The sequence below is a fragment of the Parasedimentitalea nitratireducens genome (assembly GCF_057444295.1).
The window spans coordinates 202,719-215,945 of record NZ_JBYAXC010000004.1 but is presented as its reverse complement, the minus strand read 5'-3'; the positions used below and the strand labels follow the sequence as shown (position 1 = coordinate 215,945).

The 13,227-nt window shown below is 55.3% G+C and carries 10 protein-coding genes; 2 read left to right on the top strand and 8 right to left on the bottom strand.

Features of this window, described 5'->3' with window-relative positions:
* Positions 1-27: 27 nt before the first annotated feature.
* The 3 genes from AC2T28_RS14680 to AC2T28_RS14670 all read right to left on the bottom strand — a co-directional run bounded on the left by AC2T28_RS14680 (position 28) and on the right by AC2T28_RS14670 (position 4,330).
* On the bottom strand, positions 28-2,412 hold the full coding sequence (locus AC2T28_RS14680) for a 1-deoxy-D-xylulose-5-phosphate synthase N-terminal domain-containing protein (protein WP_486748734.1): 2,385 nt from the start codon (positions 2,410-2,412) through the stop codon (positions 28-30).
* A gap of 23 nt (positions 2,413-2,435) precedes the next feature.
* Entirely contained in the window at positions 2,436-3,641 is a 1,206-nt protein-coding gene (locus AC2T28_RS14675) for a methionine gamma-lyase (RefSeq protein ID WP_486748735.1), read from the bottom strand.
* 350 nt (positions 3,642-3,991) lie between these two features.
* Positions 3,992-4,330: a glycine zipper family protein gene (locus AC2T28_RS14670; protein WP_486748736.1), complete on the bottom strand. Its 339-nt coding sequence runs from the start codon at positions 4,328-4,330 to the stop codon at positions 3,992-3,994.
* 210 nt (positions 4,331-4,540) lie between these two features.
* On the opposite strand from AC2T28_RS14670, the gene AC2T28_RS14665 reads away from it, so the two are divergent.
* Together AC2T28_RS14665 and AC2T28_RS14660 are read left to right on the top strand one after the other, a co-directional pair.
* Positions 4,541-5,617: a DUF2652 domain-containing protein gene (locus AC2T28_RS14665; RefSeq protein WP_486748737.1), complete on the top strand. Its 1,077-nt coding sequence runs from the start codon at positions 4,541-4,543 to the stop codon at positions 5,615-5,617.
* Between the two features lie 177 nt (positions 5,618-5,794).
* On the top strand, positions 5,795-6,208 hold the full coding sequence (locus AC2T28_RS14660) for an ester cyclase (protein WP_486748738.1): 414 nt from the start codon (positions 5,795-5,797) through the stop codon (positions 6,206-6,208).
* Positions 6,209-6,447: 239 nt separating this feature from the next.
* Here the strand turns inward: AC2T28_RS14660 and AC2T28_RS14655 are convergent, their stop codons facing one another.
* From AC2T28_RS14655 to AC2T28_RS14635, 5 genes are read right to left on the bottom strand one after another with little or no spacing between them, the layout of a single operon-like run.
* The gene (locus AC2T28_RS14655; protein ID WP_486748963.1) at positions 6,448-8,064 is read right to left on the bottom strand and encodes a GMC family oxidoreductase; all 1,617 of its coding nucleotides are present in this window, start codon (positions 8,062-8,064) and stop codon (positions 6,448-6,450) included.
* Positions 8,065-8,087: 23 nt separating this feature from the next.
* Positions 8,088-9,098: a zinc-binding alcohol dehydrogenase family protein gene (locus tag AC2T28_RS14650; protein ID WP_486748739.1), complete on the bottom strand. Its 1,011-nt coding sequence runs from the start codon at positions 9,096-9,098 to the stop codon at positions 8,088-8,090.
* Between the two features lie 46 nt (positions 9,099-9,144).
* Positions 9,145-10,641, bottom strand: a complete 1,497-nt coding sequence (locus tag AC2T28_RS14645; protein WP_486748740.1) for an FGGY-family carbohydrate kinase — start codon at positions 10,639-10,641, stop codon at positions 9,145-9,147.
* Positions 10,634-11,476, bottom strand: a complete 843-nt coding sequence (locus AC2T28_RS14640) for a class I fructose-bisphosphate aldolase (RefSeq protein ID WP_486748741.1) — start codon at positions 11,474-11,476, stop codon at positions 10,634-10,636. Before AC2T28_RS14640 ends, AC2T28_RS14645 begins: the two co-directional genes overlap by 8 nt.
* The gene (locus AC2T28_RS14635; RefSeq protein WP_486748742.1) at positions 11,467-13,197 is read right to left on the bottom strand and encodes a glycerol-3-phosphate dehydrogenase/oxidase; all 1,731 of its coding nucleotides are present in this window, start codon (positions 13,195-13,197) and stop codon (positions 11,467-11,469) included. The genes AC2T28_RS14640 and AC2T28_RS14635 overlap by 10 nt, the downstream gene beginning before the upstream one ends.
* Positions 13,198-13,227: the final 30 nt, after the last annotated feature.

Sequence of the window (13,227 nt, the reverse complement as noted above, 5' to 3'; positions counted from 1 at the left end):
GCGCCGCTTAAGCTACTTTGATCGCGATCAAGACGCCGCTGCAATATAGGGTATTTTCCGACCATCTATCAGCTCGCTAACCGAGCGAACCAGCGATTGCGCATCAATACGGAAATGACGGTAGAGATCGCCAATCGTCCCGGTCTGACCAAAGTGTTCAACGCCATGAGACACCGTTTGATGCCCATGAACGCCGCCCAACCAAGACAGGGTAGCCGGATGGCCGTCGATCACGGTGACGATCTTGCAATGACGCGGCAGGTCCTTGAGCAGGGTTTCCACATGGGACTCTGCCGCCGGGTTTCCGTTTGACCGCGCACGTTGCGCTGCGGTCCAGCCAGCGTTCAAGCGATCCGCCGATGTCACGGCCAGAACACCAATGTCACGGCGGCCCTCACCAACAATTCCCGCAGCCTTGATTGCCTCAGGCGCAACTGCCCCCTGATAGGCGATCACTGCCTCGCAGTTTGGCCCAGGCTTACGCAACCAATATGCGCCGTCAATGGCCCCCTGTCGGAAGTCATCATCAACACGTTGGCCGGGCTGCTCGACCGGGTTGGTAGACAGGCGCAGGTACACAGACCCACCGGTTTCATCCCGCAGCCATGTGCGCTCGCAAGGGTCGCCCTCACCGTCTCGCTGAAGATAGTCGAACGCCCATTCCATGATCACCGCCAGCTCATCCGCAAAGGCGGGTTCAAAAGCTGCCAGCCCATCCTGGCTCATACCGATCAGTGGCGTGCCAATCGACTGGTGCGCACCGCCCTCGGGGGCAAGTGTCACGCCAGACGGGGTGCCAACGATCATGAAGCGCGCATCCTGATAACAGGCATAGTTCAACGCATCCAAGCCACGGCAGACAAAGGGGTCATAGACCGTGCCAATTGGGATCAACCGCTTGCCGAACAGGCTGTGCGACAGTCCAGCTGCGCCCAACAGCAAGAACAGGTTCATCTCGGCGATGCCTAGTTCGATATGTTGGCCGCTGGGGGTAAACTCCCATTTGGCTGTTGACGGTATCCGGTTATCGATAAAGGCGTCGGCCTGTGCTTTGCGCGCAAACAGCTTGCGCCGATTGACCCATGCGCCAAGGTTCGTGGTGCCCGTCACATCGGGTGACGTTGTCACAATACGCTGTGCCAGTTCGGAATCGCCTTTGGACAGGTCATCCAGAACCTTACCAAATGCAGCCTGGGTCGAGATGTCTCGCTCGGCACTAATCGATACGGGCGGAACCGGTAAAACATCATCATTATATCGGCGGCGGCCCTTGGCAAAGAAAGGTGCCTGATCAAGGAAGCCTTGCAGCGCGGCCGGGTCATCAACGGTGGCAAAGGGCTCCCACTCTTGCCCTTCGGACACACCCATATGGGACTGCCAAGCAGCCATCTGGGTTTTGTTCATCAGACCACCGTGGTTGTCCTTGTGACCTGCAATCGGCGTGCCCCAGCCCTTGACCGTATAGGCCAGGAAACAGGTTGGGCGGTCGTGGTCGATGGCGGCAAAGGTCTCGGCCATGGTGTCGACGCAGTTGCCGCCGAGGTTTTCCATCAGCGCAGCCAGCTGTTCGTCTGAACGACGCTCGATCAGCGCTGTGACGTCACCCTGATCGCCCAGATCATCCAGCAGGCGTTTGCGCCAGACTGCGCCGCCCATAAAGGTCAGCGCCGAGTATTCCTGGTTCGGGCAATTGTCGATCCAGTCCCGCAACGCCTCGCCACCGGGTTCGGCAAAGGCCGCGCGTTGCAACGCACCGTATTTCACCCGCACAACGTCCCAGCCAAAGGCGTCAAAGATCTGTTCAATCCGCTTGAACAAGCCTTCTCGCACCACACCGTCCAGCGACTGGCGGTTATAGTCGATAATCCACCAGCAATTGCGCAGATCGTTTTTCCAGCCCTCTTGCAGAGCTTCATATATGTTGCCTTCGTCCAGTTCAGCGTCACCCACCAAGGCAACCATCCGGCCTAGAGCCTGTTCTTTTCCCCAGGACTTGGCCTGAATGTAGTCCTGCACAATCGACGCAAATGAGGTGATTGCAACACCAAGCCCAACCGACCCGGTGGAAAAATCCACATCGTCGATATCCTTGGTCCGCGATGGGTAACTTTGAACACCACCAAAACTGCGAAAATTCTCCATTTTTTCGCGGGTCTGGTTGCCCATCAAGTACTGGATCGCGTGAAAGATCGGAGAGGCATGCGGTTTAACCGCAACCCGATCCTCGGGCCGCAGCGCCGAGAAATACAGTGCGGTCATGATCGACACGATCGACGCCGATGACGCCTGATGCCCACCAATCTTGATCCCGTCCTCTTTAGGACGGATATGGTTGGCGTTATGGACCATCCAATGCGACAGCCACAGCAGCCGCTGTTCGATGGTTTTCAGATGTGCGTTTTGATCGGACATGCCTCTCCCCCCTTTAGTTCTGCTTAGGCCGCTTTGGACATTGGTGTTTGTGGCAAGGCCTGACGCAAATCAGCAAGGATGTCATCGACACCTTCCAAACCAACAGACAAACGCACCAAGCCTTCGCTGATGCCATGCTCGGCTCGCTCTTCAGGGGTATAGGTGGAATGGGTCATGCTGGCCGGGTGCTGGATCAGTGTTTCCGCATCGCCCAGCGACACTGCGCGGGTGATCAGTTCCAGCTTGTTCATCATGGCACGGCCAGCATCCAGCCCGCCTTCTAGTTCAAAAGCGATCATGCCACCAAACTGCGCCATCTGACGTTTAGCCAAATCATGCTGTTCAAAACTCTCAAGCCCTGGGTACCATACTTTTTGAACCCCTGGGGCCATTTCCAGCATTTCCGCAATGGTCCGGGCACTGGAGCAATGACGATCCATCCGCAGCTCAAGGGTTTTCAAACCACGCAGGATCAACATCGCGTTGAACGGCGCCATCACTGCGCCAGTCATGTCCTTCATACCGTACAAGCGAATTTCCGAGACCAGCTCGGCACTGCCGACCAGCAGGCCTGCAACAACGTCGCCATGGCCGCCCAGGTATTTGGTGGCCGAGTGCAGGGCCAAATCCGCGCCCAGCTCAATCGGGCGGGTCAGATAAGGTGTTGCATAGGTGTTATCGACAATCACCTTGGCGTCGCCTTGGTGAGCAATCTCGGAAATTGCACGGATATCTACCAAACGCATGTTCGGGTTGGCGGGTGTCTCGAAATAGACAACCTTAGTCTTGTCACTCATCGCAGCGCGCAGATTTTCCGGGTTGGTCAGATCGACATGGGTTACAGTAACCCCGAACTTCGCCAAACCATGCTGCATGAACGAGAAGGTGCAGCCATACAGGGTCTTATCCAGAATAACCTCGTCACCGGGGGCAACCAGTGTCCAGATTGCCGAGGTGATTGCACCCATGCCGGATGCCAGCGCCAACCCGGCTTCTGCGCCTTCCAGCTCGGCAATGCGAGCCTCGAGCAAAGCGCAAGTCGGGTTAGAAATACGCGAGTAGATGTGTCCTTCACGATCACCAGCAAACATTTCCCCGCCAGCTTCGGCCGTTTCAAAAACAAAGGTCGATGTCAGGTGTAACGGTGGGACCAAAGACCCCTCGTTCTCCATCGGATCATAACCGTGATGAATGGCTCGGGTTGCAAAGCTGCTGGACTGGTTGCGCATGTGTCTCTCCTGAATTCTTTTGGAAAGCATAGGCCCGCGGTTCGAAAAATTATTGCCAATTATGCCACAATATCCCAAAATACTGGCAGCATATGCCAATCAGTACGCCCATTCAGATCATTCACCTTGCAAATCAGGTCAATCGGGCGCGAAAGATGCCACCCTGCGCTCCATTCACAGAACAAAGTTGTTTAGGCAGCAGCAACACACTTCATCGATATGCTCGCCCATTGCTGAAACAACCACGGAATGTAGCGTATTACGATCACCTAACGAAGGCTTTGACCATCAGTTGGGACAAACAGTGTTTCTCTCAACGCCCTGTCACCGAGATAAGCTGCGAAAAGGGTCTAGCCCAAGACGTTATAGCCTCGTCCGCGCATACAGTTTTTCACTATATTTTCGCGCTCAGCGTTCTTACGGATTGCACCAGACGTTAACCCCGCCAACGCCCCTATTGCCGCCGCTTCACCAGCATTGCTACTGTTCCCCTCCCAGATCACCGATGAGGCGCCAGCGACCACCGCGCCAGTTGCGGCAGTACCAACCAATCGTCCATCAACCGTGGCCCCTGACGCCGCAAGTCTTTGGCATTCGGCCAAGTCATTGGTGTAGTTTGGGTTGCTCGTATTATCTATGACCGGAGTGTAGTTCGCCCCTGAATTGTCACAGGCTGCAGTTAGGACCACGACGGAAAAAACAGATATGTTTCGAAGACAATACATAGCAGGCCCTACTGATTAAACGAACTGCCAACAGGGTTTCCTAAACATCTTGGAAAGTCCAGCGCGAAGCAATGGTTCGCTCTGTCAGCAAATACTGGCCTTTCCTTCCTTTCAATTCAGTTCATTTCCTCAGGTAAGACCTGCAGTGCGCCAATCGCTTGAGGATGCAATTTGATGACCACTCACACCGGATATTTATTGATCGCAGATATTTCAGGCTACACCCAGTTTCTGACTTCGTCGGAACTTGAGCATGCCAATCCAATCCTGCAATCACTGCTGAGTGCCATGGTTGAACAAGTCGGTGAACCGCTGCAGTTCTGGAAAATGGAAGGTGACGCAATACTGGCCTATTCGACCCAGCAGGGGTTTCCCACCGGCGAGACCTTTTTGGCTACCTGTGAGAATCTCTACAATGCTTTTGCAACCCGTCGGCAAAACATCATCGCCAACACCATCTGCACCTGCCAGGCCTGCGCCAACGTAAATGGGTTGGACCTGAAGATCATTGCCCACCACGGGGAATTCGACGAGATGCAAGTTGGCCCCATGAAAGACATCTCGGGCGCGGATGTGATATTGGTTCATCGAATGACAAAGACCGATGTGAGCACTGTCACAGGCATCCGCAGTTACGCCCTGTTCAGTGACGCGGCGGTGAACGCTATGGAGATCAAAGCCGCACTGGTCCCTTACTCCCAACCCTTCGAGCATTTCGGTGAGGTGAGTATGCAGGTTTATGACTTGGCCAAAGCCTGGAAGAGTTTCCGGGCCGGCTGCGAACATTTTTTCTTGGACGAAAAGGATGGTGTCTGGACCTACCGACGCCATTTTGATCTGCCGATTGTCGCAGTCTGGGACGCCCTGACCGCCCCGGAACTCAAACAACGCTGGATGGATGGAATGATTTCAGTAACGGTTGATCGTCCCAAGGGGCGTATTGGCGCCGGTTCAAGGTATCATTGTGCTCATCAGGCCGCTGATTTCCGGTATTGGGTCACTGATTGGGAGCCCTTTGAGTATTTCTCCACCCGCATCCACGATCCAGGACGCGAGGGCATCAGCATGCCTGAGACTTACAGTCTGAGACCCACCGAAACTGGAACCGATTTTCGCTACACCATTGGTCAGGCATATGATGCCGATGGCAACAGGTCCGAGGTTTCAGAACAGGAGGCGGTGGGTTTTCTATCTGAGTTCTGGCCAATTTGCTTTGATGAAATGGAGGTCATGCTTAGCAAAGTGAAGTAGATGGAAGGGCATGAGCTCACCTAAGCAGATGTTCATGTTCCTCTCGCTCTTGTCAGACCGGCAGGGTTTAGGGCCCAAAATTGCATCTCCGCCATGTTGTCTGGCGAACCGATTGAAGCGCGCTACCTTAACGCGATCAAACCGCATAATGACGGTTTATTCAGACCGGAGGACATCATGACAATCAAACAAACCGCCTGGGACTTTTTTGACGCCTGTGAAACTGGAAAAGGCTGGGACAGTTGCAAACAGTGGTGCCATGATGGCGCAACTTTCTCTGCACAGGCAGATGCTCTAGCTGATGTATCGACGCTTGCGGATTACGCAGATTGGATGAAAGGCTTGCTTACTCCCATTCCCGATGGTCACTACGAACTAAAGTCCTTTGCCGTGGACGATGAGCGAGGCAATGTGACAGCTGCGGCAGTGTTCCACGGAACCCATACCGTTGATGCTGGGTCGGGTGCGCCAACGGGCAAGTCAGTCTCTGCCGATTATGTTTATGTGATGGATTTTGATGGTGACAAGATTAAACACATGACCAAGATCTGGAATGATGGCCACTCTCTGAAACAGCTCGGGTGGGCGTAACAAGCGCATTGAGAAAAACAACGGGCAGCCGAGTGATTTCAGCTGTTTAGAAGGCTCGCGCATATTTGCCCTGTTCCGCCAAAAACTGATCCGGGAGTGAGGGCCGTTTGCACATTTGGGTGCCGACAGACACCACTGGATCGGCAGGGATATTTATCCGCACTGACCTGCGCACCAAGTTCTCCTTTACGGATATCTAGCTATAGAAACTCCAGTGTTATGGCAGCGTTTTAGCTCCACTATCCAGCTTCATGACGGACCATGTCGGCGGCTTTTTCGGCGATCATCACCACGGGAGACGCCGTATTGCCTGAAACGATTTTTGGCATCACCGAGGCATCAACGATGCGCAACCCGTCAAGCCCGCGTAGGCGCAACTGCGGATCCACCACCGACTGATCATCACTGCCCATTCTACAGGTTCCGACAGGGTGGAAAATGGTGGTGGCAATATTACCGGCTTGCTGCAGAATTTCCTCGTCGGTTTGGATCTCTGGGCCGGGCAGGATCTCTTGTGGCAGGTGGGGTTGCAGCGCCTTTGCCGTCATAATTTGACGGGCCTGTTTTATGGATTGCACTGCAATGCGCCTGTCTTTTTCCGCCGACAGGTAGTTCAGGCGGATATTAGGCTGGGTGCCCGTTTGGGCGCTGGATATATGACAATCACCGACGCTTTCAGGACGCAGATTACACACTGACACAGTGATAGCTGGAAACGGATGCAACGGATCACCCAGTTTATCAGTGGACAGCGGTTGTACGTGGTATTCCAGATCGGGCATCTCAAGCGACGGATCCGATTTGGTAAACATACCAAACTGACTGGGCGCCATCGACATGGGACCGCTTTGGTTTAGCGCGTATTGCATCGCAATCTTCGCCTTACCAAACAGACTGTTGGCCATCGTGTTCAGCGTCTTGGCGTTCTCTACCTTGAACACAGTGCGGATTTGCAGATGGTCTTGCAGGTTCTCTCCCACTGCGGGCAAATTATGCTCCACATCCAGCCCCAGCCCCCTCAGCAAGTCTGGATTGCCGATGCCTGACAGTTCCAGCACCTTGGGTGAGTTGATTGCACCAGCGGCCAACAGCACCTCAGCACTGGCATTGGCTTGCAGCAACTTGCCCTTGTGGCGGAACAGAACGCCGGTGACGCGGTGATTTTCAATCACAAGCCGTTCAGTCTCTGCCTTAGTGATCACACGCAGGTTGGGCCGTTTCATTGCCGGACGTAGAAAACCCTTAGCAGTGTTCCAGCGCACGCCATTGTTCTGGTTGACCTCAAAAAAGCCGCTGCCCTCGTTACTGCCATCGTTAAAGTCTTTGCGCGGCAGGACGTTGAACTCCTTAGCCCCCTCTTGCACCGCCCGCAGAATGTCCCATTCTAATCGCTGCTTTGAGACCTTCCATTCTCCACCTGACCTATGCAGATCAGTGCTGCCGCCGTGGTGGTCCTCGGACTTAAGGAAATATGGCAGTACATCGTCCCAGGCCCAGCCAACATTACCCAGCTGACGCCAATGGTCATAATCCGTGGACTGGCCACGCATATAGATCATGCCATTAACTGACGAGCAGCCTCCCAATACCTTACCACGCGGATAAACCAAACTGCGTCCGTTCAACCCCGGTTCAGGCGCGGTTTTCATCATCCAGTCGGTGCGTGGGTTACCGATGCAATACAGATACCCCACTGGGATATGCACCCAGTGGTAATTATCCTTACCCCCGGCCTCTAACAACAGAACCCGCGTGGTGGGATCTTCGCTTAGCCGATTGGCCAACACGCAGCCGGCGGTGCCAGCCCCTACGATAATATAGTCATATTGCCCATCAAGGGGCTGCGCCTGCGCCATAGTCATTGATCCGGGTCTTGAGGTTAGTATTTGATCACGAGTTTGCCGATCATGGCAGCGCCTTCGATGATCTGGTGGGCCTCTTTCAAGGTGTCCGAAGACAATCCATGCAGGACCTTAGTTTCCGTTGTGGCAATAGTCCCGTCATCAACCATCCGCGCCATCCGCGCCAATATCTGTCCCTGCTTGTACATATCCGACGTCCCAAACAATGAGCGTGTGAACATCAGCTCCCACATCAACGCAGCAGATTTTCCTTGCAGCGCCGAGACATCCAGCTTTTCTGAGGTTTCAACAATAGTACCGATCCGGCCCTGAGGAGCGATGAGTTCACACATGGCATCCCAGTGCTGGGCGGTGTCAGCGTATTGCACGATATAGCCTGCTTGATGAAGCCCGGCCTGCTTCATATCCTTGACCAGATCGCGGTGGTTCACCACATGATGAGCCCCCATTTGACGGCACCACTTGGCCGTTTCAGGCCGCGAGGCTGTGGCGATCACTGTTGCATTGGTCAATTTTCGAGCAATCTGCGCGGTGATTGACCCAACACCGCCAGCGCCACCAATGATCAGCAGCGAAAACGGTGTTTCGCCCTGTGGTATTTGCAGCCGCTCAAACAGGATTTCCCAAGCGGTGAGAGAAACCAGCGGCAAAGACGCTGCCGCCTCGGGTGAAACATTTTTGGGTGCATGGGCAGCGATGCGGTGATCAACACATTGCAACGACGCGTAAGAACCGGGGCGATTTGCATCACCTGCGTACCACACCCGGTCGCCCGGTTTGAAACCGGTCACGTTGGCTCCGCATTCGACCACGATGCCCACCGCATCATAGCCAAGGATAAACGGTGTCTCATGTGGTGCGTCTACCGCGGTGCGTATGCGCCGCTTTGCATCTGCCGGATTGACCGAGACGGCCTCGATCTCGACCAACAGATCATTCACTTCGGGTTTTGGATCCGGCAGATCCACATCGAACAGGCTCTCGGCGGCATCGATTGGTAGTGAGTTCAAAAATCCAACAGCGCGCATGGCTGTACTCCTTACTTGTAAAACTTGGTATCAGGACTGGTTCGTGTCAGGACTGGGCCCACAGTGGTTTCATGGCTTCGCTTAACTGCAGATAGCGGCTGTAGCGTTTGTCATAATGGGACTGCATCCCGGCATCCGGCATGAACGCGGCACGACTGCGGGTCATTGCCGCGATGCCAGCCTCGTAATTTGCAAACAGCCCAGCCCCCAGGCCTGCGCCGATGGCAGCCCCTAAGGCACCGGTTTCCTGAGCTTCGGCGACCGTCACAGGTACGCCTAGCCCGTCAGCAAACATCTGTGGCCAGACCGGACTGCGGGACCCACCGCCGGACAGCACGGCTGAGTTGAACTCAACCCCTGCACTGCGCAGCACTTCGATATGGCGGCGATGTTCGAACATCACGCCCTCAAACAGGGCGCGCAGCATGTGGCCTTCGCCATGCCAGCCAGCAATGCCATAGAACCCAGCGCGATATTCAGCCCCCCGCCCCGACCCATATAGGAAGGGGTGAAAGTACGGATCGTCTGCCGCAGGCGTGACCTCTGCCACCTTTACGTTGCAGTATCCAAACGGGTCGTCATGGTGTTCGCCGCGTTCTATGAACTCACGAACATACCATTCCAGATTGGCTGCCGAGGTGGCGCTGGCCTCAATATTCACAAATCGAGCGCGACCAAAACCGGCAACCATGAACACTCCCGGATCGACCACAGGCGCTGATGAAAACACCTGATTGATGCTCCAGGTGCCACAGATGATCGAGGCTTGTTCTGCCTCAACCACGCCAGATCCCATCGCGCTAGAGACCACGTCAAAATACCCGCCCACCACGCGTGTACCTTCCGCCAATCCTGTGGCCTCGGCAGATTGGGCGCTGACCGTGCCCGCAACATCCGCGGGATCAAACAACCAGGGCAACATAGGGCGTGCATCTTCCAGCCCATATAGCGCCAGCAGATCGTCATCATAAACGCAGTCTGGCATTCGCAGCAGCCCACAGCCTGACATGTCCGAAATGTCGCTTGTGCGAAGACCTGTCAGTTTGAAGTTGATGAAATCCTTGCACAGCATCACAGATCCAACCTGCGCATAGATTTCAGGGCGGTGCCGTTTGATCCATGCCAGCAACACAGGCGTTTGCGAGGGCCAAGGTTTTTGCAGGCAAATCTCATGCAGAGCATCACCGTGTGCCTCGGCCAGTTCCGTCGCTAAATCCGCCGCACGGGTGTCTAGCGACTGAATGCCAATCAGTGGTTCGCCATCGCGATCCACCAGATACAGCCCGTTGCCATGACCAGCACAGCCAACAGCTGCAATCTGGCTTGGCTCGATACCGGCGGCATCAATACAGCTACGGATTGCCGTTTTGGCATTGGCCCACAACTCGTTCAGGTCACGCTCAACATATCCCGGCTGCGGCGTCGAGGATTGCCCATCCAGCGCATGCATCGCGACCTGACGTCCCTGCAGATCAAACAACACTGCCTTGATCACAGTGTTGCCTGCATCCAGCCCCAGCAGATATGTCTGTTGATCACTCACGATTATAAATATCCCATGCTTCGTCGCCACTGGCGCCATCGTGGATCATCGCCATCAGTGAGGCGACCACCGCTTTAGGATTGTCATGCTGATAGATATTGCGACCATAGACCATGCCTTTGGCGCCCTGCCCCATCAGCGCCGCTGATTTCATCAGCACGGTTTTCAGGTTTTCCTTGCCGCCGCCCCGCACCAACACAGGCACCCGAGCAGCCTCAACCACGCGGTGGAAATCCTCTGCGTGCTCGGTCGGATCGGCCTTAATGATGTCCGCGCCCATTTCGCTGGCCAGCCGGGTCAGAGTGACAATCTTGTCGGCATTGCCATCCACCTGATAGCCCCCGCGAATGTCATTGGGCAGCATCACCAGCGGCTCGATCATCAATGGCATGCCGTATTTTTCACAGGCAGCCCGCACTTTTGAGATGTTCTCGACACATTGGCGGAACAGGTCAGGCTCGTCCGGTAACATGAACAGGTTGACCACCACCGCAGCGGCATCCATTTCCAGCGCGCCGATAATCGGCTCTTCCGCATTTTGCAGCAGCGACCACATCACCCGATGGCGCTGATCGTTATAGGGGTTGCCCATGTCGATCCGCATCACCAGCGCTGGTTTGTCTTTCTCGGGCCGGGCTTGCAGCAAATCAGCCTGACCATAGGCCATCTGAATTGCATCCGGGCGGGCATCAATCAAAGTGTTCACCACACCGCCCATGTCCTCTAGCCCGACCATAAAACTGGGTTCATTGCAGACCCCGTGATCAATCGCGACATCCAGACAGCCACCATTGGTGAACATCCGGTTCATGCGGGCTTTGGTACTTACACGCATTCCATTCTCCTTGATTTTGCATTCGGCTCTTGCTCTGACAGCAAGACACCGTGGAATTTTTCCAACTCATTCAACAACGTTGCCCGCTCGGCCACCAACTGATCTTGGCTCCAATCCAGGTCCTGCGCCATCAGGTCAGCGATGGCATCAATCAGGGGCAGGCTTAACCGGCCCGTAATGGCCAGATCTGTGCGCCGAAGCACGATGTCGGACAGGTGCACAACATGTTCCCGTTGCACCAGAAACCTGATTTCTGCAGCCGTATAGTGACAGTCCTGCGTCAGCGTCTGATCATCGCCACTGGCAACGCTATATCGCATAAGCTCACGTGATCGGGTGCCATAAACCTGCACCAGATGCTCGGCCCTGTTTGCCGCCAGTGAGAACTCCACCATCAGCGCCCGCGCCATCGCACCATCGCCCGCCGGGAAATCAGCTCCACCACCGATGGGCAGGTCAATTGTATCCTGCTTGCGAGGCTTACTCAACTCGGCCAGCACTTCGTCCGTTGTCTGTTGCGCAAAGGCGCGAAACGTCGTCCACTTGCCCCCGACCATGCAGAACTGCGGCACCGTGCCGTCGATCTTTTGGGTGAAATGTCCGCGTGAAATGCGACCGGTGAAATCATGATCGCTCGACGGCAGTGGCCGGATACCACTGTAGCTAAACATAACCTCGTCCTCGCTCACCGGGACCTGCGGAAAGATCAAACGCAGTGACGTCAGGATATAGTCCATTTCCTCTGGCTCGCAGCGGGTCCGCGAGGCTGCGGTCACCCGGATATCGGTCGAGCCAGCCAGCACCTTGCCCAGATAAGGAAATACAATACAAACCCGGCCATCAGTATTTTCAAAGTACATCATGTGACCATCCAACGCCTTCAGCAGCGCCGGGTTGTCCAGGATCAGATGCGACCCCTTGGTGCCAGACACCAGTGGTGTTGGTTTGGTCTCTGTTGGGGATAGCTGCGCAATCACCTCGTCCAACCAGGCCCCCGACGCATTCACCACTGCCCGCGCCGTCACCGGGAATTGGTCACCCGCTTCTCGGTCAGTTACCAAAAACGTCCCGTCCTTTGGGTTCAATTCAGCATAATTTACTGCAATTGAATCCGGTGCCAGCTTTTCGGTGTCTATAATCAGCTCCAGCCCTAACCGTTCTGGGTGTGAAATCCAGGCGTCGTAATAGGTCGCCGAGAACAGCAGCTTGCGTGTCAGGTTTGGCCACTGCCTCCAGGTCGATTTGGCGCTGCGAAACTTATGCTTCGGCAAGATCCGGCGTTTGCGGGTCACCAAATCATATAGGGTCAAACCGGCCTTGATCGGCAAAGCACCGCGGTTCGACGGCTTGCCCGAGCCGCCAAAGAAACTGGTCGCCGCATTAAACAAGCCAGAGAACAGAGAGGTGATCGGGATCGTGGTTGGCAGTGGTCGCACCATATGCGGTGCGTTGCGCAACAGCGCATCCCGTTCCGCCAGTGACTCGCGTACCAGATCAAACTCGCCATTTTCCAGATACCGCAGCCCTCCGTGGATCATCCGTGACGGAGCCGCGCTACAGCCCGAACAGAAATCATTCCGCTCGACCAGCAATACCCGCAGCCCTTGCAGGGCCAGTTCGCGGTAGACGCCCAGCCCATTGATACCGCCGCCAATGACGATGACGTCAAAGGCACCGTTATCGCGGATGCGCTGAAAGCTGTTGCGTCGTTGCACAGACATAACTTCTCCGTTCGCCAGAGTAGCCTCTGA